Origin of the sequence: Paenibacillus sp. YAF4_2 (assembly GCF_052113225.1) — a bacterium.
GTDB lineage: Bacteria > Bacillota > Bacilli > Paenibacillales > Paenibacillaceae > Pristimantibacillus.
The window spans coordinates 164,567-186,205 of record NZ_JBFRCT010000001.1; the positions used below are offsets into that span (position 1 = coordinate 164,567).

General features: G+C 44.4%; 21 protein-coding genes and 1 pseudogene. 16 read left to right on the top strand and 6 right to left on the bottom strand.

Annotation, left to right across the window (positions count from 1 at the left end; genetic code table 11):
* Positions 1-68: 68 nt before the first annotated feature.
* Positions 69-587: a DinB family protein gene (locus AB4Y93_RS00795; RefSeq protein WP_441888126.1), complete on the top strand. Its 519-nt coding sequence runs from the start codon at positions 69-71 to the stop codon at positions 585-587.
* Here AB4Y93_RS00795 and AB4Y93_RS00800 read toward each other — a convergent pair.
* Together AB4Y93_RS00800 and AB4Y93_RS00805 are read right to left on the bottom strand one after the other, a co-directional pair.
* Entirely contained in the window at positions 574-924 is a 351-nt protein-coding gene (locus AB4Y93_RS00800) for a VOC family protein (protein WP_441888127.1), read from the bottom strand. The genes AB4Y93_RS00795 and AB4Y93_RS00800 overlap by 14 nt on opposite strands.
* Positions 925-983: 59 nt before the next feature.
* Positions 984-1,967 carry a zinc-binding dehydrogenase gene (locus tag AB4Y93_RS00805; RefSeq protein WP_441888128.1) on the bottom strand — a complete coding sequence of 328 codons (984 nt, stop codon included), beginning with the start codon at positions 1,965-1,967 and terminating at the stop codon, positions 984-986.
* Between the two features lie 142 nt (positions 1,968-2,109).
* Here AB4Y93_RS00805 and AB4Y93_RS00810 point away from each other — a divergent pair, with 142 nt between their 5' ends.
* Positions 2,110-2,826, top strand: a complete 717-nt coding sequence (locus AB4Y93_RS00810) for an MOSC domain-containing protein (RefSeq protein WP_441888129.1) — start codon at positions 2,110-2,112, stop codon at positions 2,824-2,826.
* 46 nt (positions 2,827-2,872) lie between these two features.
* On the opposite strand, the gene AB4Y93_RS00815 is transcribed toward AB4Y93_RS00810, so the two are convergent.
* Positions 2,873-3,718: an MBL fold metallo-hydrolase gene (locus AB4Y93_RS00815; protein ID WP_441888130.1), complete on the bottom strand. Its 846-nt coding sequence runs from the start codon at positions 3,716-3,718 to the stop codon at positions 2,873-2,875.
* Between the two features lie 135 nt (positions 3,719-3,853).
* Here AB4Y93_RS00815 and AB4Y93_RS00820 point away from each other — a divergent pair.
* From AB4Y93_RS00820 to AB4Y93_RS00830, 3 genes and pseudogenes are all read left to right on the top strand, one after another.
* A pseudogene (locus AB4Y93_RS00820) lies at positions 3,854-4,294 on the top strand (manganese catalase family protein).
* Positions 4,295-4,376: 82 nt separating this feature from the next.
* On the top strand, positions 4,377-6,395 hold the full coding sequence (locus AB4Y93_RS00825) for a Na+/H+ antiporter (RefSeq protein ID WP_441888131.1): 2,019 nt from the start codon (positions 4,377-4,379) through the stop codon (positions 6,393-6,395).
* 54 nt (positions 6,396-6,449) lie between these two features.
* Positions 6,450-7,007: an NADPH-dependent FMN reductase gene (locus AB4Y93_RS00830; RefSeq protein ID WP_441888132.1), complete on the top strand. Its 558-nt coding sequence runs from the start codon at positions 6,450-6,452 to the stop codon at positions 7,005-7,007.
* A 68-nt stretch (positions 7,008-7,075) separates the two neighbouring features.
* On the opposite strand, the gene AB4Y93_RS00835 is transcribed toward AB4Y93_RS00830, so the two are convergent.
* Both AB4Y93_RS00835 and AB4Y93_RS00840 read right to left on the bottom strand, forming a co-directional pair.
* Positions 7,076-8,029, bottom strand: a complete 954-nt coding sequence (locus AB4Y93_RS00835) for a substrate-binding domain-containing protein (protein ID WP_441888133.1) — start codon at positions 8,027-8,029, stop codon at positions 7,076-7,078.
* A 78-nt stretch (positions 8,030-8,107) separates the two neighbouring features.
* Positions 8,108-10,612: a TPM domain-containing protein gene (locus AB4Y93_RS00840; protein WP_441888134.1), complete on the bottom strand. Its 2,505-nt coding sequence runs from the start codon at positions 10,610-10,612 to the stop codon at positions 8,108-8,110.
* 257 nt (positions 10,613-10,869) lie between these two features.
* On the opposite strand from AB4Y93_RS00840, the gene AB4Y93_RS00845 reads away from it, so the two are divergent.
* From AB4Y93_RS00845 to AB4Y93_RS00860, 4 genes are all read left to right on the top strand, one after another.
* Entirely contained in the window at positions 10,870-12,372 is a 1,503-nt protein-coding gene (locus AB4Y93_RS00845; RefSeq protein WP_441888135.1) for a spore germination protein, read from the top strand.
* 10 nt (positions 12,373-12,382) lie between these two features.
* Complete coding sequence (locus AB4Y93_RS00850) at positions 12,383-13,474, top strand: GerAB/ArcD/ProY family transporter (protein WP_441888136.1); 1,092 nt, start codon at positions 12,383-12,385, stop codon at positions 13,472-13,474.
* Entirely contained in the window at positions 13,467-14,573 is a 1,107-nt protein-coding gene (locus AB4Y93_RS00855; RefSeq protein WP_441888137.1) for a Ger(x)C family spore germination protein, read from the top strand. The genes AB4Y93_RS00850 and AB4Y93_RS00855 overlap by 8 nt, the downstream gene beginning before the upstream one ends.
* A gap of 68 nt (positions 14,574-14,641) precedes the next feature.
* The gene (locus tag AB4Y93_RS00860; protein ID WP_441888138.1) at positions 14,642-15,151 is read left to right on the top strand and encodes a hypothetical protein; all 510 of its coding nucleotides are present in this window, start codon (positions 14,642-14,644) and stop codon (positions 15,149-15,151) included.
* 64 nt (positions 15,152-15,215) lie between these two features.
* Here AB4Y93_RS00860 and AB4Y93_RS00865 read toward each other — a convergent pair whose 3' ends face one another.
* On the bottom strand, positions 15,216-15,620 hold the full coding sequence (locus tag AB4Y93_RS00865; protein WP_441888139.1) for a hypothetical protein: 405 nt from the start codon (positions 15,618-15,620) through the stop codon (positions 15,216-15,218).
* 150 nt (positions 15,621-15,770) lie between these two features.
* Here AB4Y93_RS00865 and AB4Y93_RS00870 point away from each other — a divergent pair, with 150 nt between their 5' ends.
* The 7 genes from AB4Y93_RS00870 to AB4Y93_RS00900 all read left to right on the top strand — a co-directional run bounded on the left by AB4Y93_RS00870 (position 15,771) and on the right by AB4Y93_RS00900 (position 21,612).
* Positions 15,771-16,967: an MFS transporter gene (locus AB4Y93_RS00870; RefSeq protein ID WP_441888140.1), complete on the top strand. Its 1,197-nt coding sequence runs from the start codon at positions 15,771-15,773 to the stop codon at positions 16,965-16,967.
* A gap of 74 nt (positions 16,968-17,041) precedes the next feature.
* Positions 17,042-17,839, top strand: a complete 798-nt coding sequence (locus AB4Y93_RS00875; protein WP_441888141.1) for a DUF2935 domain-containing protein — start codon at positions 17,042-17,044, stop codon at positions 17,837-17,839.
* A gap of 136 nt (positions 17,840-17,975) precedes the next feature.
* On the top strand, positions 17,976-18,689 hold the full coding sequence (locus tag AB4Y93_RS00880; RefSeq protein ID WP_441888142.1) for an AAA family ATPase: 714 nt from the start codon (positions 17,976-17,978) through the stop codon (positions 18,687-18,689).
* A gap of 38 nt (positions 18,690-18,727) precedes the next feature.
* Positions 18,728-18,964 (top strand): GrpB family protein, encoded by a 237-nt coding sequence (locus tag AB4Y93_RS00885; protein ID WP_441888143.1) that lies wholly within the window; start codon positions 18,728-18,730, stop codon positions 18,962-18,964.
* Positions 18,965-19,031: 67 nt separating this feature from the next.
* On the top strand, positions 19,032-19,427 hold the full coding sequence (locus AB4Y93_RS00890; protein WP_441888144.1) for a hypothetical protein: 396 nt from the start codon (positions 19,032-19,034) through the stop codon (positions 19,425-19,427).
* Complete coding sequence (locus AB4Y93_RS00895; protein ID WP_441888145.1) at positions 19,424-20,329, top strand: LysR family transcriptional regulator; 906 nt, start codon at positions 19,424-19,426, stop codon at positions 20,327-20,329. Before AB4Y93_RS00890 ends, AB4Y93_RS00895 begins: the two co-directional genes overlap by 4 nt.
* Positions 20,330-20,547: 218 nt before the next feature.
* Complete coding sequence (locus AB4Y93_RS00900; protein ID WP_441888146.1) at positions 20,548-21,612, top strand: LacI family DNA-binding transcriptional regulator; 1,065 nt, start codon at positions 20,548-20,550, stop codon at positions 21,610-21,612.
* The last annotated feature ends 27 nt before the right edge of the window (positions 21,613-21,639 follow it).

A 21,639-nucleotide genomic window follows, 5' to 3' on the forward strand; every position in this document is an offset into this window, starting at 1 on the left:
GCCACTTGAGCAGTTAGTAGAGTTGCTACGACGGATGAGACATTCAGAATCCACTAAAAGCGAGGCGAATGCGAGTGAAAGGGCTAGACGTTATAAATGCTTTCAAAGATCGACTATCTACATATTCTGAGGAACAATTAAGATATAACAGCGCACCGGGAGTATGGTCGATGGGCCAGGTCTATTCCCATATCGTTGATGTCGCACTAGAATACCTGGAAAATATCGATCAATGCGCAGGCTCGAGCGTTGAGCAGCCTTTAGGCAAAACAGAGGCTGGTGAAGAACTCATCAAGCGCGGAGGGTTTCCGTCAGTTAAGATTAAATTGCCGCCAGGCATGGAGTACAGTCCTAATAATGAAAAAAGTAAAGCTGAGCATAACCGTGAATTGGACGATCTGCTCAGCAAGATGAGAGAATGGGATATTCGAATTAAATCTATTAATCCCAACTATAAAATCAGACATGGCGGCTTCGGCTGGCTGAATGCCAGGGAATGGTTCGATTTGATTGATATGCATACCCGTCATCATTTGCGTCAGCAACAGGAGTTAGAGCAGGCTTGGAAGAAAATTAAGCTTTCTTGAGTTCAATGCGATTACCTTCTGGATCAATGATGACGCCAATCGTTCCCCAACTATGAATATGAACGTCTACCGTAACTCTTCTGTCTAACAGCTCCTGCACAGCCTGATCAAAATCTATTACATCAAACCGCAGAACGGTTGGATTCTGAGCTCTCGACTTTTCTGCTGACGAGCCCACGCCGCCTCGCTCAACCATAAGATAGCTTCTGCCAAAGTCGAATACGGTAAGATTAGCCTGTCGTTCACGTACGTGTAATCCCATATGTGCGGCATAGAAGTCTACGGCACTCTCGTAATTTTCCGTGAATAAAATAATACCGGACTCTTGGATTCTCATCTATGATTCCTCCTATTAAAAACAAGCTTACTCTGCACAGAAGAGTAAGCTTATTTCAGTTACATGACCACTACAATTTTACCGCGAACATGTCTTTGCGCTAAACGGGTTAACTCAGCTGGAATTTCCTCTAAGCTGATTTTTTTCTCCACGATGGCGTTCAATTTACGATCAGATATGAGCTGCATGAATTCTTCTGTCATCGTTCCAAGTTCACGTTCAGCACGAACATCACCGGATAAATGAGCACCGCCAATCATCATTTTATGAACCGAGAAAGTTTTGTAGGATGGCTGGAAGTCGGCTACTGTCTCAGGAGCGCCGGCGATACAGGCTAGTTGGCCGCCAAAAGAAAGCGTAGTCAGATCTGCTTGGGCTGTTACCCGATTAAGTGAATTTAAGATGTAATTAACGCCTAAGCCGTTCGTCGCTTCCATGACTCTAGCCACCACATCTTCGGTATTGTAGTCAATCACAACATCAGCGCCAAGCTGTTTTACATAGTCCGTATTGGCTGCCGATGCCGTTGTGATGATTGGGGATGCTCCAAGTAGCTTTGCCAGTTGGATGGCATACCCACCAACGCCGCCGGCTCCGGCATGAATAAGAATGGAACGTCCAGCTTTCACATTCAACTTATCTAGTAAAGCTTGATAGGCAGTTAGCCCAGCACAAGGGAAAGCAGCAGCTTCTTCGAAGGCTACGCCGCTTGGAATACGGCCAGCCATATGAGCTTTCGTTATGCCATATTCGGCATATGTACCCGGTTTCATAAAGCTGCCGTGATAAGCGACATGATCACCTATGACAAAGCCCGTAACACCTTCACCTACTGCATCAACAATCCCAGCCGCATCAAGGCCTGGAATGAAAGGGTATTGCCAAGCAGGATTGCCGTTTGCAGTCATTTTATAATCTGCAGGGTTAAGGCTTGCAGCCTTGATCTGTACCCGAATTTCACCTAGCCCAGGTTCAGGAATAGGCATGTCCGCCATTGTGAATGTATCGGGAGCCCCTGGGGCATGAATGACCATTGCTCTCATTTTGAGAAAACCTCCATTTTTTGTCTGCTTGATATCAGAATATCATTAATCTGTTAGGCTTGAGAACAACAATATTCATTTTTGTTTTTCGGGAAACATCCGTTAGAATAGAACTATTCAAAGTCAGATGGAGGTATGAAAGGTGCAGTTAGGTGAAATTAGCGAGATTTATCGTTATCCGATTAAATCATTTGCCGGCGAAAAGCTGGAGGACTGTGTTATTGAAGAGTATGGCTTGCAAGGGGATCGTTTTGTCACCTTTTACGATGAGACCAAGAAGGACTGGTACAAATACATGACGGCTAGGAATATTCCTAATCTGCTTAACTATAAAGCTGAATTTAAAGATGGAGACATTCAAGTTACTTCGCCTGACGGCCGAGTATTTGGCTGGGATGAAGCTTTATTAGAAGAAATCCAAAATCAGACCACAACAACTCTTACGATGTCTAAACGGAAGGAACCCCATCCAGAGGCTAAACATCCACATCTGTTGTCGGTAGACGGGGCAAGTATCTTGATCATTACGGATTCTTCCTTAAACAAGCTGCAGGAGACATGGGGCAAGGAGCTGGATGACCGTCGTTTTCGTGCGAATTTCGTCATTACGGTAAATGATGATACGTTTACAGAAGGGGATTGGATCGGACGTAAGCTCTCCATTGGAGATACTAAACTGCAAGTGGACAGCTTCTGTGAGCGTTGTGTACTAATTACGATGGATCCTGATACGCAGGTGAAGGATCCAACTTTGCTCAGAAAAGTGAATGAAGAGTTCAATCTGCATTTTGGCGTTTATGCTTCCGTACTCCAACCTGGTTCCGTTAAATTGGGAGACAAGGTGCTGTTAGTCGAATAGATAGTTGAGAAAAAAAGAAACCGCGATCGCGGTTTCTTTTTCTTCGTTATTGGATGTACTTCCCATAATCAGGGATGGCGATCTGATCAAATTCTTGAACCAATCTCAGCAGGCTATCAGACAAGAGTTGACCTGACATCGGCATCCCATGTCCAGTAACAGCTGTCACTGGCTTCAAAGCCTCCAATTTTTTAACCGACTCCCAGGCTGATGCCCAATCCGTAGTCAAGTAGCGGGGAGGTCCGCTAATCTCAAGATCCTGCGTAATAACACTCCAAAGCGATTCTTGCTTGACGGTAACAAAAGCATCACCTGCAAGCAGGGTGCGGTCACTTTCTCTAAATAGAGATACATGTCCGGGAGTATGCCCAGGTGTGTGAATCCATCGCCAGCCTGCCATAATGGGAATTGATCCATCCGATGGAAGCTCGGTTACATGACCACTTAGCTGGATAGCATCGTTAGGGAATAAGGGGGACAGCTTTGCGACTAATCCGCCTTCCACTGTAGCATCAGGGGTGGGGTAATTACGCTGCCCAGTCAAATACGGAAGCTCTAGTGGATGGGCATAAACAGGGATATTCCAATGCCTGATCAATTCGATAATCGAACCAACATGATCGAAATGCCCATGTGTTAGTACAATTCCGCTTGGTTTGCAATTTGAACCAAATCGTTTCTCCGCAGCTGAGAAAATATCATCAGCCGAATGGGGCATACCAGCATCAATCAGCACCCAGTCTTTTTCTCCCGGTTGGCCAACGAAACAGATATTGACGATTTGAATGGTCTGGCAAAATAGATCTGGTAAAATTTCTTGTCCCAGACCGCTCTTAATAGAGGTGACCGGAAGAAAATGATAATCATCACCATATGACATCTCTTCATTCATGCAGGAACCCTCTCTTTCATTTCAAATCGCATATCGATAATTTGTCCTACTCGGCAAGGAATCATTAGCACAGAATGAAATATTGACCTTGAGCGCAAGCTATTAGCGCTTAAGCCAATTAAAGGAGTGTTCGACTTGTATTTCTATAAACAAGATTTGATTAACATGATTGCTGGATATTTTTTACAAAGCACGAACTTCAGAGGAAAAGCAACGCAGTATCGTGATTTGATCAGAGGTCTTTCTTGAGGAGATCAGCCATGTCGAGCTGGTGCAGACAACCATTAATCAGCTGTTAACTGGTTCAGGAGAAGAGATTCCGGGTAATGCTGGTGTAGATGGTGCTCCGCTTGATGAGGCAGTCAAGCATGCTAATCCCCATCATTATATCGTTGGAGCACAAGGCTCTCTTCCGGTTGGATGAGACAAGAATTGCTGAAGTGTTTAGCGGCAAATCTCCAAACCGGAAATGGCGGAGAGCTGCAGGTCACACCGCCGCCGGATGGATATCCAGTGCCTTATAATCCGGAACTTCCGAACGAACACGCTCCCGGTCTAACGGACATGGGTAGATAGATCATAATAAAAAGGATCGAGCGCAACTTGCGGTTGATCCTTTTTGTATACACCATTTAATAAGTATAGAGGGGGATCACGCTTGGAAATATTTGTTGCTGTACTCGTCATGCTTGTCCTGATTGGCGTGTCTAACGTCATCTATCGCTTTATTCCGTTCGTGCCTGTACCGCTGATTCAAATTGCTCTTGGAGCAGTCATGACGATTCTACCACTTGGCATTCATCTGCATCTTGAACCGGAATTGTTCTTCATCTTGTTCATTGCGCCATTATTGTATAACGATGGGAAGCATACTCCTCGGGATGAGCTGTGGCGGCTGCGTGCGCCGATATTGCTGCTCTCCGTGGGGCTTGTCTTCGCTACCGTATTTGTTGTGGGCTACACCATTCATTGGATGATTCCGTCAATTCCACTCGCGGCGGCGTTTGGCCTTGCTGCCATCTTATCTCCAACGGATGCGGTTGCAGTAGGTGCATTAGCTGGACGGATTCAACTGCCTAAAAGATTAATGAGGCTGCTCGAAGGAGAAGCCTTGATGAACGATGCGTCCGGACTAGTTGCTTTCAAATTTGCGATTGCTGCAGCCATGACGGGCATATTCTCCTTGCATAAAGCAACGCTCAGCTTTCTTGTAATCGCTGTTGGCGGGCTGATGGTGGGAGCTGTCATTGCTTTTATAATCATCCTTATCCGTCAGTTGCTAAGAAGGGCGGGGCTCGAGGATGAAACGATGCATATGCTGCTGCAGATTGTAACCCCGTTTATTCTTTACCTTGTTGCAGAAGAGCTTGGGGTCTCAGGCATTCTTGCAGCTGTAGCTGGCGGTATTGTACACGCAATTGAGGATGACCGGACGGATCAATCAATGCCGAAGCTGAAATCCGTATCGGTCAATACTTGGTCTGTCATCCTGTTTATCTTGAATGGTCTTGTATTTGTTATTCTAGGTATCCAGATCCCTGATGTTACTTCGGTTATCTTCAAAGATCCGGGCTTTAACAATTATGTGGTCATTTGGTATGCGATTGTTATCTTTGCTCTGCTACTGGTATTGCGCTTTGTATGGACGTTTTTGTTCACTTGGTTTGGAGCTTCCGGCAGAGAAACGTTAAGCTTCAAGGTCATTATATTGACGACGATCTCTGGAGTGCGAGGTGCTGTTACGCTTGCGGGTGCCTTTTCCATCCCGTTGCTGCTCAACAATGGTAATCCGTTCCCACAGCGTGATCTAATCATTTTCCTGGCCGCTTTTATTATCCTATTATCGCTGCTCACGGCAAGCATCCTGCTGCCGCTTATTGCGAAGAAACGGGTAATTGCAGACGAAGCCGAGAGAAGCCATGAAGAGCGTGAGTGGCAGATGAAAGTAATGGGCGCAGCGGTTAAGCATTTGGAGCATGTTAGTAATGAAACAAATGAGGCAGCGGTTGAATCCGTCGTTGCCGAATATCGCCGAATGATTTTGCAGATCGATATGAAAGACAATCCGAACAAACAACTTTCTCGAGGCAAGAGGGAAGAATTAGAGATGCGAATGCTCGCGTTGGGAATCGAACGTAACTATGTCCATAACCAATTGGAGAAAGGGTTGATTAGCCCGAAGCATGCTCATTTCTATAATAAAATGCTGGATCAGATCGAATTAATTCTCGCCAACCGGCTTCATCTAAGTAAGATGGTCATCAAAGGCTTATTGGGTAAGATAAAAGCCTTACTTACTGGCAAAAACAAGGCCGCTTATACAGAGGCTGATATCTATGCCTTAAGAGGGCTGAAATTGCAATGCTCGGAAGCTGTTCTTGAAGAGATGCAAGCCCGCTGCATGCCTGAAGTTAAGAATGATCCAACCGAATTCGTGATCGCTTACTATAACCAGATCGTCAGCCGGATGAAGGCGATGCCGATTCATATGAAGAATAAAAACAATGACTTTAATGAAGCAAGGAAGGAGCTCCATTGGATTGCCATCCAAGCTGAACGGGAGGAAGTTCAAGTTTTATATGAAAAAGGAACGATCGACCGTGAGTTAGCCGCTTTGTTACGGCGTCATATTCGAGATCGGGAGGCTGCTATGTACGAGGAAGATGAAATCGGTTAATCTTAATGAGTGTGCAGTTGATTGCACAGTATAACCCAGAAGGAGAGGACCACCATGACACAAACCTTTCATATTGTTGGCCTAACAGGGAGCTTGCGGAAAGCTTCAATGAACAAGACATTACTTAAAAATGCGGCGTTGTTTCTTCCTGAAAATTTTACATACACCTACGCTGATCTTGGAGATCTGCCGCTCTATAATCAGGATTTGGAGGAAGATTTGCCGGAGTCAGTCAAGCAATTCGCTGAGCTATGCAGCAGCGCCGACGGTATTCTAATTAGCACGCCTGAATATAACGGACTGATTACTGGCGTACTCAAAAATGCACTTGATTGGGTATCCAGAAAAAATATAGGTGCACCACTCGCAACAAAGCCTGTTGCGATTATGGGCGCTACAACCGGACCTAGCGGAACTGTCCGCGCGCAAACTAACTTGCGTCAACTGCTGTTTGCTTTGGATATGGATTCCGTGAATCGCCCAGAATTGAAGCTTTCCCAGGCACATATGAAGTTCGATGACGATGGCAGATTGAGTGACTTCGCAACACTTCAAGTGTTGCAGCAATTAGTCGATAAATTGGTTCAAAAAGTAGAAAAGTCCAAGGTTTAGTCGTAGATGAAATAGATAAAGTAAACGGCCCTGGAGCGATGAAGCTCCAAGGCCGTTTTGTATTTTCATTAGGTTTCATACAGGACTTGTCCAGTTAGAGCTAGATCATAACCCGAGATCGAGCGGAGCTCATTCTGGAAGGCGTTGGAACGCAGGATGTTCATGACAGCTGTGATCCATTCCTTATTTTCAGGTTTTTTAAGAAAGACAAGATCATATTGCTCTTGAATTAACGGAATAAAGTCCACGCTGCCTACGATGGCAGCTGCCTTCTCAATGCCAACCCCAACATCGGCTTCACCCGCAGCAACTTTGCCGGCCACTCCGAGGTGGTTGCTCTCCTCCAGATCGTAGCCAATCAATTGATTGGGTTGAATACGGTGCAGACGAAGCTGTTCATCGAGCAGGACTCTTGCACCAGAGCCTTTTTCTCGATTTACCAGCCGTAATCCTGGTCGGCCAAGATCCTCCCAGCCACTTAAATGATGCGGATTTCCACGTTCGACATAAAGCCCAGCCCGACGCTTGAGCAGGTTTACAACCTTATAGGAGGAACCGATCAGTAGTTTACGGATATAAGGAAGATTATATTCACCGGTGTCTCCGTCTAATAGATGTGTGCTGACAATATCGGATTCTCCCTTGTACATGGAGATCAGGCTGTCGAGGCTGCCGACATAAGAGCGTAATGGCCTGACTGAAGGGAAATGCTTTTCCATATGCTTCGCTAACAAGTCCAGACTAATATCTTGACCCGTTATAACGATCGGGCGGATACCTGAAATCGTATAGGGTTGAGATGTTTTTGCCGTTCCGCTATAGCTACCAGAAGATTCAATGGTTCGGGCAGACTTCTTCGTTTGTTGCTTATAGGCTTCCAGGTCGGAAGAATCCACCCGCATCTGCTTGCCAACACGATAGGAGGGGAGCTCGCCTTTCTTAATTAGATCGTAGACCGTAAGTTTGGACACTTTAAGAATCTGTGCGATCTCTTCGGTCGTGTAAGAGATATCTTCGGCCATATGGTATTCTCCTTCATCAGCTGTTAAGCCATATTGTAACATAAGTTACCATAGATCGGGATTAGCAGCAGTGTCTGGTTACCAGTTGTCGCCTCCTGAAGAACCACTTGGCGGACTATAAGAATCTCCACCGGAAGAAGGGGGAGATGGGGAGGAGCTGATCGATTCCTGCTGGCGTCGATGTTCCTCTTCTTGTCGGCGTCGTTCATCCTCTTGTCTCTGCTCTTCGCGAATGATGTTATCGTATTCGGATTGCATTTGATTAATATTGTGATCGGCATCATCAATTAGATTCATGGCTTCCATATAAAGTCCAAGCATAATCAGGTTATCAATTTGACTCATGCTTGATTGATAACTGCTGCTGTGACTGCTGGATACAGAGCGGTGTCTCGTACGGGCATACACCGATTCATAACGATTCTGAATTTCTCGTATGCGACGTTCGGCTTGTTGTTTCTCCTGCACAACCCGCTGGACCTCTCTTGTAAAAGTGTTTACATTTCCATTAATCGTTTGTTGCAGAATCTCCGCGTCATCAAGCGATATTTGATAGGAGGTAAAAAGAAGATCCAATCTTTCTTTATCCTTACGAATAATGTCGCTTGCGTTATTAAGCATGCTGCCAGGTCCGCTTCGGGGAGAGAGATTCTGTGCTAAGAATAGAGTGTCAGCTGATTTGAACTCTCTCCAAGTATCCGAATGTGCCTGTTGAATGCCAGCGAGTCGTTGCAGGGAGCGTTCATAGGCGAGCATGCAGTCCTGCATCGCTAGCGTTGCTTGCTCCGACAGTGAGATCATGCTATATAATTGTTCACGTGCAGCGTTATAGCGTTGCTCGTTTATGGCAAGAGTTGTTGTTTCGGAATAGGAGACAACTTGCTTATAGGATTGTACAGCCTGCTCATATTTCGACGGCATGAATGTCCATACGGAAGGATGAAACTTACTTTTTATTTTTCGAAATTCTTCTTGGAAGGCATCTTCATTTAGAGAGAAGGACTGGATGAATCTATTCATCTTCTGCATATCCTGCTGGACCGAAGTTCGAAGTTCTAGGCGCTCAGGAACCATCTGGCTTGCCACTTCTAATGCACCACGAATGTTAGCTAACCGATCGGATGCATCCTTCAGATCCCCATTTTCTAGAGAAATGATAAGCTGTTTGTGTTCAGCTGCCGCGTATGCTGTTCGCTCAAACGGGTTAAACTCAACGAGCTTTAAATGATTTTCTTGCATCTGCGCTTTAATCGAAGCTTCTAATTTATCGATCTTAGCTTGACCTGACTTTTGCTCCGCAATAAAATCTGGCAGTTTATCCAATAGCTGATTGTGTAAGTCGGTCTGCTCATGCTGCGCTGTCAGTATCTCTGCAGCATCAATGAGTTCGGATAACTGCTGCTTGTGGACAGCATCTGTCTTCTCCTTGTTCGCCTCAATTTCATTTCTTATTATCCTTAAGGACAATTGATAGATATTAGCCTGTTCATTTACTCGCTTGGTAAGTACCTGAATAGCAGCTTGCATTTCTTTTACGACTTGGCTGTTCGTCTGATCGAGTTCTGCTAGTTCGTTGGCGCTTTGACTGTGCTGCTTTGCATGATTATTCTGGTCGCTAACGGTCTTTGCGAAATGATCGAGCTCTGCAGTGCCCTTCCTAGTTACAATGCCGATCTGGAGATTTCTGATCGATACGATCAGTTGTTGCACGACCTCAGCTTGTTGGTCTATAGCGCGAGACAAGGGGAGAAGCTTCACTTCAGCAGAAGGCGGAGCTCCATATAATTGTACAAGCGGCTTTAATGTTTCCTGTGCACGGAGAAGTTCTACTGAAGTATCTTCGGCCATTGAAAGTATATTACGCTTGAGAGCAGTCCTCTTTTTGAATCGAATCAACACATAGAGCACAGTAGCAATGAGGACAAGGCTAATGATAACAATGATGCTAATAAGGGGAAATCTACCGGCATTCACAGGTTCTCTCTGTGAAAAATCGGGTATCACTTGTGAATGGGAAGGCTGCGATGTTGGCGCTACCCACAGTGGATCTGGAGTGATTTGTTCGATTGGGGCAGGTGCTTCAGGTACAGGCAAAGCATTCATTGCGCCGACTATTCCTAACAGTCCAGACCCGAAATCACCTTGTTTGGCCAAAGGCGTGAAGGTTTTCCCGATGAACCGGTCTATTGAAGGGCGAGAGCTATATTCACTGCCAGCGTAGTCGATTGGTAAAGCATCAAGTTTCTTCTGAAGCGGGACATTAATGAAATAGAGCTGTATGCGACGATCTGTTTTGGAAAGAAGAACAAGAATATCATCCGCATGAAGTGACCAAGTATCGTAGACACGCTTTGCATAAACATCAGATTCTTCACCCTCTAAAGAATCGACTGTAAGAATGTAAAACATGTAAGGAGCACCTGCTCCAGCTGCTAGCTCTAATTCTTTGACCTGTTCAGATGGAATCATGCCAGCGGTATCGTAAATATGGCTTGCTCCCTTGTCTGGTAAACTGGCCGCACTTACCGTTCCAGCAAACATGCATAAGAATAAGAAAATCATGGGTAATAGCGTTTTCTTCATCCAAATCCTCCTGAACTATTTTTCTCGTTATATTGTATCATCTTTCAATTGACCCCACATATTCCCAAATAAAATTAAACTTCTGAGTTTTTATGCAGGAGGCACCTGAGTTCATCAACCATACAAGAGAAAACCAATCTTTACTAAATTACTGATTTAAGAAGCCGTAATCATTAATTGCGGTTTTTTTGGTTAATTTTCTGATGAGAAGACAAAATAAGGTAGTACTGTATCCTATCCTTACCAGAGGTATACGAATGACATTTACTCAACTTATGCGTCAAATGATGATCAAGGAATCGGGCACAAATCAGAATAAGAACGAGACATCACCTGAACATACAGATCAAGACTTAAAGCCTCCGACACTAGAACATACCCTTGAAGAATTTAAGGATTGCGATGATCTTACGCATCGTTCCTTCCCGGATTATCAGATCGATCTGATTTATTTCGATCTAATGACCGACAAAGATAAATTAAGCCGGCATGTCATGTCGCCATTGTTAAGCGGTAATGAGAAGGAGATCTCGACACTTCTGCAAAATCTACAGCAGTACGAGACAACCAGCAGCAAGCAGCTGATCCTGAGTGTTTTATCAGGAGGGGTAGCGGTCTTTTCTAGTAAAGGTATCTTTGCCTTAAACGTTTATAGTCCTGAAAGCAGAACGATCTCTCAGTCGGAGACGGAGACGGTAATTACAGGACCACATGATGCGTTCACCGAGCAGATTGATACCACATTGGCGATGATTCGGTCTAGGCTTAAGAGCTCACATTTAAAAGTTATAAAACTATCCGTTGGTGAAGTGTCGAAAACAGATGTGTACCTGCTGTATGTGAAGGATCTCGTCAATATGCGTTTTGTGGAGGAAGCCAAAAAACGGATTGTACAGATTGAAGTGGATGCGATTCTGGATACGAATATGCTCATTCAATATATGGATGACAACAAATATTCGATCTTCCCGCAATTTTTAACTTCCGAGCGGCCAGATGCCATAGTGTCGAAGCTGGTTGCTGGACGAGTAGCAGGTATTGTTGACGGAAGTCCGTCTGCTTTTACCGCGCCAACATCCTTCTTCGAATTCTTCTCGTCTTCCGATGACTATTACCAGCGCTGGATTCTAGGCAGTGCCATCAGGCTGCTGCGTTTCATTGCGTTTATCATTACGATCAGCTTCACGGCTATGTATGTATCTGTAACGACATTTCATTACGAAATGATCCCGGAAAATCTGCTCCTTACCTTAACGGAGTCAAGAAGCAGAGTGCCTTTTCCGCCCTTATATGAAGCTTTGCTGATGGAAGTAACGATTGAATTACTAAGAGAAGCAGGAGCCAGACTGCCGACCAAGATCGGTCAAACGATTGGTATCGTAGGCGGTATCGTTATCGGTCAAGCAGCTGTTCAGGCAGGATTAACGAGTAACATTCTGATTATTGCGGTCGCCTCCTCGGCGATTGCTTCGTTCGTTATTCCAAGCTACGTGATGAGTGCGTCGATTCGACTAATTCGATTCGGACTGATTATCTTAACAGGTGTATTCGGTAATCTTGGATTGGTATTTGGTATTGCAGCTATCGTTATACACCTGAGCGGGTTGACGAGTATGGGCTCTTCATACTTAAATCCTGTAGCACCGTTTGAGCCAGGGGATTGGAAGGATATGTTCATACGGGCTCCTTTCCAGTCATTAAGGTCGAGGCCCACACTAAGCGATTCTCCCAACAAGATCCGCAATAAAACCAAGGAGTGACGAGTTCAACATGGAAACAAAAGAAAAGCTCGCCCCGTTCCATGCGACAATCCTGGTATTTATGATCCAAAGTGGTGTCATGGCTTTAATCCTTCCTCAACTGTTGGCGGAGTCTTTTGGAACCAACGGGTGGATTACTGTACTCGGATTTGGACTAATGGCTTCCGTCAATATCCTGCTGATTGGTGCGGTATATAAATTGGGGAAGGGAAGGTCGATCTTTCAAATTTTAGAGCAGTCTATTCCTAAATTTCTTCTGCTCCCCGTGTATCTCGCGCTAGCCCTTGTCTGGACTTTGCTTGGCTGCATGGCAGGAAAGGAATATATCTTAATTTTTCAGATGTATGCTTTTCCGACTACGAGTCCGATGGAATTTAAGCTGATATTGGATTTGCTTGTATTCTGGCTCTTAACGAAAGGACTTTACAATATGGCCAAAGCATCTACGGTGTTTTTCTGGCTGTTTATTTGGATGATTCTTCTTTTATTTTTCTTTTACGGGGATTTTAAATGGGCAAGACTTACACCATTCATGTTTAAAGGCGGGAAGTTTACTTTTCTGGAGGGACTTGATATTTATTCCTCCTTCCTCGGCTACGAGCTTGTGCTTCTCATGTTCGCTTATACCAATCAGAAGACAAAGCTTATAAAGTCCACTTTGCTCGGAAATGCGATGACCACATTCTCTTATTTATATCTATCCCTAATTACTTTTGGGTTGTTCAGCCTGGAGCAATTAAAGAATAAGGCATTTCCGTTACTTGAACTATTGGCATATATTCGATTCCCGTTTCTTGAACGGATGGAAAATCTACTGTATGGTTTTTTTCTATTTACCGTCTTGTTCAGTATCTTGTTGTATGAGTGGTGTGCACTTGAGATGTTAAAACAGGTTTTCCCGAAAATGAAGACAAACTTTCTTGCTTTCATACTCATTGCGAGCTGTTTTGCGATTGCATACATCCCCAAAACGTTAAATGAAGTGGGGGATTGGCTGAGTACGCTAAGTATGATTGAGTGCGGAATCGCTTTTGGTTTTCCTTTACTGCTGCTAGTTGTTCTTATGTTCCAAAAAATCGGAAGTAGGCCTGCTCATGAATAAAATGCTGCTTTTCCTTCTAACGATAATAATGCTTCTTGTGCTTCCTGGCTGTGATTACCGTATTTTAGAACGGATCGGTATTACCTATGCAGCCAGTTACGATATATTGTCTGATGATCTCATAGAGCTTGCAATCAGTATCCCAAGAGCTGATCCTACGATTAAGCTGGTTAGAGAAGTACATACCGCAACCGGAAAAACATCCAAAGATGCAAGATTAAAGTTTGCCAATGAGTCGGATTTGCTGCTCGTGAATGGCCAAATTCGCGTGTTACTTTATTCGGAGGAACTTGCGCGTAAAGATCTATCCAATGAGATTAACAGTGTATTGAGAGATACATCCATTTCGCCGTTAGTGAAGATCACCTTAGTGAACGGCAGTGCAAATCATTTGCTGTTGAAAAATTATAAGCAGCATCTGTCAACGGATAAATATATTGATCGTTTATTAGAGAAATCAAGCTCAGGCCATAGGGTTCCCAAAACGACCATATATGAGTTTGAACGGGATTACTATGATGATGGCATTGATCCAGTTGCACCTGTTCTTAAGGATAATGGGGACAACATAACCATTGATGGAATTGGGTTATTCCGAGATTATAAATATATAACCAAAATCCAAAACAAGGATGCCATGCTCTTTTCGATCATGAAAGGGAAAATTAGGAAAGGGGAGATGAGTCTCGATCTAGATGAAGGAAAAGATAAAGAGGCGAAGGAATACATTATGTTTACTTCCATTATTAGTAAACGAACGGTTCATGTTACTCATAAAGCGAATGAGCCTATTCATGTTACGATTAAGGCGCATATAAAAGGCTCCGTTCATGAATATCTGGGAGATAAAAAGCTCAGTCGAGACGCGGAGCGGCATCAAGTAGAAGCGAAAGTAACCGAGTTGTTGTCTGAGAATGCGAATCGTCTTGTAAAACAGATGCAGCGGAACAACGTGGACAGTTTAGGCATAGGTGTATACGTCCGTAATAGCATGTCCTATGAAGCATGGAAAAAGTTAAATTGGCGCGAGGAATATCCTCGTGTAAAGGTCGATTGTCAGCTGTATTTCAAAGCGAAGGATTATGGGAAGATCAGGTAGATATAGAACTAACGGACCTAGTCTGCAAGAGTGGATTTTAGTATGATGTTCCCAAATCACTTTATTCCATGATAGGAGCGTATACACTTGAAATCCCTGATTACACCGATGGCGGACTTGCGAAACTGGCTGTTGCCGGAGAGCCTGTTGTTCTGTCAACTGGAGGTCTGGAATCTGGTGCTTATGTCTTGTATGTCGTTAATCCTGAGACTGGATTAGTATCAGAACCAGAAATCATCATGCTTAATTCTGTTCCAGAAGATACGTCAGGCCCTGTCCTGTCAGGAGTCACAGACGTTGAGTTTCTGTCAACAGAGACCAAAGACTTAAAGGCTACAAGCTCAGAAGACGGTTATTTATATTTAGTTCAGGCTAATGTTGGGGTACATGGTACGCCTACGGTTGAAGAACTTGATGATGAGACAACTTTGTCCGGGATTAAGGTTGAAGTGTCAGCGAATGAGGAAGCAACGCTTACGGTAGAAGCAGGAACATTTATTCCTGGGTATTATACTTTTTATGCAGCTGATGAATATGGTAATGTCTCTTCAGCAGCAGGTACAATAATTGTAAGATAAAACATAAGAGAAGCCCGTTCAGGCATTTGCCTGTAACGGGCTTGTTTTTACTTATATTAATTTATTACATGGACCGGTACGGCGAATGGATCCCTTCATTATTGGAGTTGTTGTAACTTGTGTAGGAATGGGCAGCAAAACCTGGATTTATGTCAGGTGCTGAAGTATGCGATTGTGACAGCGGGGAGTTATATTGCGAGTGAATCATATTCTCGACTTGTTTGCAGATCTGGGATACTTGGTGCAGCTGTTGAATAGCCGTTTGATGACCTTGCAAAGCCGTTTGGATAATTTGAGCAGCTTTTTGCTCACGAGCTGCTAATTCCTCAAGGCGTTGAGCATTTTGTTGCTCTTGCTGTAAGAGCATTTGATAATTATGGCTGGCTTGCTGTGTCTGATTAACAAGCTGTTGAATCATTTGCTCACATTGATGAAGGGACTGACTTGCTTGGTTGTTTGTAAATTGCATATTTGAATTCCTCCTTTGATTTAAAGAACACATAATAGAGTCCCATTATGAACGATTAATATTCCGATCCGAACTGATTATAATTTGAGCGTAAGAAGCTCATTCTAATAACCGTTATGTTAATTCCGACTGGTTCACTTGGAGGAAGTCATGGAGAAGAAGAAGCAACGAGATCTAGCTTCAATTGCGACAATACCTTTAACGATGACTTTAGCTAATTCCATCCTTATTCCCGTTCTTCCTTCTATGCAGAAAGCGATGGGAATCAGCGCTGTACAATCAAGCTTATTGATTACGGCATATGCGGTAATTGCCATTCTGTTTATTCCAATCACGGGTTATTTGTCGGATCGGGTCGGGCGGAAAAAGGTTATATTACCCGGATTGTTACTTGTCGCCGCAGCTGGTGCCTTTTGCGGATGGGCGGCGGTTGCCTTTGATAAACCGTACGCCTTAGTGATGACCGGACGATTATTTCAAGGATTAGGCGCAGCAGCTTGCTTTCCTGTAGTATTACCCCTTGTTGGTGATTTGTTTAAGAAAGAAGAGGATGTCAGCAGTGGTCTTGGCCTTGTAGAGACAGCCAACACCTTTGGTAAAGTACTGGCTCCAATTATCGGATCTGCCTTAGCCATGTGGACCTGGTATATGCCATTCTGGTTCATTCCGGTATTTAGTCTTATTTCATTTGTACTTGTTGCTGCTTGGGTCAAAGCCCCAAAAGATAAGAAGCCAGCTGTACCCTTTGGCCAGTTCGTCCACTCCGTTGTTGCTTTATTTCATGAGAAGGGCAGATGGCTTTGGGGTGTGTATATTTCGGGCGGCATCAATATGTTCGCGATATTCGCATCCTTATTTTATCTTTCAGAAACACTGGAGGAACGAGGGAGCCATGGCATTCTGAAGGGCTGTCTTGTTGCCATTCCACTTGCTGCTTTATGCTCTACCTCATGGGCCATAGGCAAATGGATTGGCCAGAACAAGAAGTTAATGAAATGGATTAGTGTCGTTGGATTTGTTGAAGCTGCGGGCTGTTTGCTCTTTTTAGCACTAGGTAAAACAGATACGCTATGGGTTATCATCTCGATCCTGTTTGCAGCCTCAATTGGGCTTGGAGCTGCATTGCCAAGCCTTGATGCCCTGCTGACAGAAGGAATCGAGAAAGAGCAGCGGGGAACCGTCACATCCTTCTACAGCAGTATCCGATTTCTAGGGGTTGCTGCCGGACCGCCAGTCGCTGCATTATTAATCGAAAATTCCAAGACATCACTATTCTGGGTGTTGACCGTCTGCTGCACTGCAGCTGCTCTGATTGCACTATTCACGATAAAGCCAAAGCAAGGTTAACGGTAATCCCGTTATATCTTCGCAGATTGTGTCATACCCTCTAAAAGGAATGGAACCAGAGGAGGGATAGGCGCATGGCAAAGTCTGAATGGTATGAGCATCGCTTCTGGCTGCAAATTATGGGTGATCATGCCCGATTTATATTCAACACTTTATCACCAGTTGAGACGAATGATATCAAGCTCGCGGGTTATTTCATTGCTGCCTATGATCAATTGCTCGAATACGCGAGGCAATCTTCTTCGGAAGCGGATTGCCTCTCAATTAGCAAGCAGGCTTGTGATCTAACAACCGAATTCCGGACCTTCAAGCTTGATCTGCTCGAGAGAGCGATACTGGGGAAAGTGAAGATTATGCTTACCCCTACCTTTCTAAATCATATGGTGAATGAGTTAGAGGAATATTTGAGAATTCTGCATGAATTAGTTGCAGGCAAACCGGTACCTCAGTTTGATGCCCTGCATCATGATTTCTTATGGCTGCCGGATGCGGCAGGGCACGCAGCAGCAATCGGAAGCGATCTGGATTCTGTAGAGAAGCCTTTAATCAAACGGACGGAACAATTTGAGTGGCATTTTCAACAGCTGTATTGGAAAAGCGTGGAGCTTGCCGGATACATGAGGACAGAACTCAGAGATTTTCCGGCATTCCGCAGGCTTCATAAAGAAATCGATATCGAGATGAAGTTGTTTGTTGGTTTTCTGAAAGAGCTGGAGGAGCTTGAATTGTCGGATGAAGTACTGGATCGAATCAGTCCGTTAATGCCGGATCATATGATGAGGGAAGAATGTTACTACCTGACCAAGCTTGCGCAGCTGGGGCTGGTTCCAAATCCGAATTGCCAGGCTGATAAACCGCGAATTCAATCTTGAACGTTGATGAGATTTAGGCAAAGCCAGCAGAACTGTCCTATACGGGATAGTTCTTTTTGTGTTCAGCTTGCAGATAGGAATCTGGATAGCGATAATGTAGTTATCATGGTCGAAGGACAATAGGAGTTGACCGGTTATGTTTCTACGAAGCGTGGAAATCAGGCGGGATGAAGACATGGATGAGAAGGCATATCCATTCTCCATTCCAGCGATTAAGACGATGGACAAGCTGCATTTTCATACAAATGTGACGTTTCTGGTTGGGGAAAATGGGTCAGGGAAATCAACGCTGCTTGAAGCTATCGCGTATCAATGCGGATTTCATACAGCGGGCGGAAGCAGGAATAACGAATATGAGGTTGATTCTTCAGCTGCAATATTAGGAAATGCCATTCGGCTTTCCTGGATGCCCAAGGTCACGAACGGATTCTTTCTGCGGGCGGAAACGTTTTATCATTTTGCCTCCTATATTGATACACTGGATTCAGATACCTTACGGAATTATGGAGGGCGCTCCTTACATCAGCAATCACATGGAGAAGCATTCCTATCTTTGTTTAAGCATCGTTTTGGGAAAAAAGCGATCTACCTGCTTGATGAGCCAGAGGCTGCATTGTCACCTGCTCGTCAACTAGCCTTAATGCGTGTGATTAAGGATCTGTCAGATGAGGCTCAGTTTATTATCGCTACTCATTCCCCCATTCTGCTAGGGTATCCGGATGCTCGAATCTTGAATTTTGATGACCAGCCGGTAGAGGAGATCCGTTATGAAGATACCTTGCATTATATAGTGACGAGGAGATTTCTGGAGAACCGGAAGACGGTGTTGGCTGAGTTGTTCGAGGATTAAGGAGTAAGAAGTAAGGAGTATGGAGGGGGGATCCAACGATGGAAGATCAGTGGAGGATTGCGGAGCATGATCCGCAGTGGCGAATGTTATTTCAAGAGCTCGGTTCGAAACTAAGAGCAGCTCTAGGGGAATTGGCCATTCGCATTGATCATATAGGCTCAACCTCCGTTGAGGGGCTAGATGCCAAGCCGATTATTGATATTCAGGTGTCTGTAATGGATTATAACGATATAATCAGCTATAAGGCTAAGATTGAACATGGGATATTTACATAAGGCTCATCTCTGGTCACAGGAAATAGGCTGGCGGCCAGGTGATTCGGATGCTTAGAGGGGGACATTCTTGAAAATCTTAATTAGTTATCTCATTATCGTTATCAGCTATGTAATATTAGCCCTACTATTGGGGGCTGAATTTGAGGAGTTTGATTATTCATACATCATTGAATACATAATTGTGCTTCTTTTAAGTTTGCCTAGTGCCCTTCTTACAAGAAAAAGAGAACATAGAAACTCCTATTTGTATTGGATGGGGAGTTCAATTATTCCTGGAGCATTATTTATGATTTATGCGAAATATCATAACGATCCAGGATTAGCAATGTTTTCATGGGACTGGGGTTTATTAGAACTTTTTGTCCCAGGACTGTTCGTTGTTATGCAAATTGCATTCATCGTTATTCTAATTGGTATACGTGACTATAGAAAACAACTGCACAGAAAGGAGAAACTCCATTGACGCTGCAACAACTAAAGTACATCATTGAAGTCGCGAATCGCGGCTCTATTAATGAAGCCGCCAAGCGGCTGTTTATCTCGCAGCCAACGCTGTCGAATGCCATCAAAGACTTGGAAGAAGAGTTACAGCTCGCGATATTCGAGCGCTCCAATAAAGGTATCTCTCTCTCGAAGGAGGGGGTGGAATTCTTAAGCTATGCCCGTCAGGTCGTGGAGCAGGCGGAGCTGCTGGAGAGCAGGTATCTGAACGCGAAGCCGTCACCACAGCATTTTTCCGTGTCAACTCAGCATTACGCTTTTGCCGTGAATGCATTTGTTAGCCTGGTGCAGGAATATGGGCAGGAGGAATATGAGCTATCCTTACGCGAGACGAAGACTTACGAGATCATTGAAGATGTGAAGAGCTTGCGAAGTGAGATTGGTATCCTTTATTTGAACGAATTCAACGGGAAAGTGATAAACAAGCTGTTGAAGGATTCGAACCTGCAGTTTACCAGTCTGTTTACCGCAAAACCCCATATTTTTATCAGCATCAAAAATCCATTGGCCAAGCAAAAGAAGGTTACCATTGACCAGCTCGAGGAGTATCCGTATCTGTCCTTTGATCAGGGGGAGTATAATTCCTTCCATTTTGCCGAGGAAATTCTAAGTACGTTATCACATAAAAAAAGCATCCGTGTAAACGACAGAGCGACCTTATTTAATCTGCTGATTGGCTTAAATGGTTATACGATCTCAACCGGCGTACTTAGTGCGGATCTGAACGGGAATGAGATTATTCCGATTCCACTTGATACCGATGAGACGATTAATGTGGGGTGGATAGCCCATCGCAGTACAGCTCTATCCAAGCTGGGATCAACCTATATTGATGCGCTGCATCAAGCAATCGCACCTTCCTAGACGAATTAGAGGAATGGAAGCGGGACACGATACTTACTTCAGGGCCTCTTAGCTGTACATCAGCTGAGGGGCCTTTTTTTATTTTGAAATGATTCTTGAACCAAGCATTAGTGCAAAACAGTACAAATAGTTAGCTAAAAAAAATCTATTTTTACCTAACAAAAGTTATGCTATGATATCGCTTATAAAGCTAATTTAGCAAAGGATGTGCCTAATTCATGGTCAATAAAGTTACGATGCAGCAAATCGCCGATCATCTTGGGGTTTCAAAATTCGCAGTATCTAAAGCGCTTTCGGGAAAGCCGGGTGGTGTTAGTCCAGAAACAAGGGACAAAATTGTAAGCGTTGCCACCCAACTTGGTTATTTTGTCAATAAACAAACAAAGACCGCCGCGAAACGGAATAAACCTGTATCGATCAATACCAATACACGAGATACGGTTATTTTGCTCGTACCGAAAGTGAGGTTTCAGACGCGGGATTCCTATTTCTGGGGACGTATTATTGACGGCATTACGGAGGAGCTCGCCGACCGCGATATCGGCGCACTGGTCGTAACCGAGCATTTCAAGGACAACTTCTCGAATCTCATTAATCCAAGTGGCGTTTTAGGTATTATTGGCGTGGGTTTTATTGCTTCCAAGATGCTGCTCGAAATTCGGAATCTCGGTATTCCCTTTGTTCTCGTCGATCATGAGGACCCGCTTATTCCTTCGGATGTTCTATTCATGAATAATGTAGAATGTACAAGACGTGTCACCAACTATTTGATCGGCTGCGGCCACAGCAAGCTACAATTCGTTGGCAATACCCGCTATGCGCGAAGCTTCATTGATCGATATACCGGTTACCGCACAATGATGGAGGAGCACGGGCTGGCGCTGAATCAGGAGGAAGGACTTCTTTCATTTGAAGGCGAGAATCGGAGTGAAATAACCGAGGCGCTGGAAGCCATTGTGAAAGAACTTATTAATGAACAGCGGCTTCCGACCGCCTTTGTCTGTGCGAACGATTCAATAGCGATCTGTATGATGACAGTACTGGGCAAGCTGTCGGTACAGGTTCCCGAGCAATGCTCCGTTACAGGCTTTGATAACATCCAGGATGCGGAATGGGCTAAACCAACACTGAGCACCGTTAATGTCCAGAAGGAAGCACTCGGCCGTCGGGCTGTGGAAATGCTTCTTAGAAGACTGGAGCATCCTGACAATCTGCAGGAGAAAGTATTGCTTGCAGGAGAATTCATCATTCGCGAATCGACAGCGCTTCCGAAGGGCGGCTAACCGGGCAGCTGGTTGAAGGAGATGACA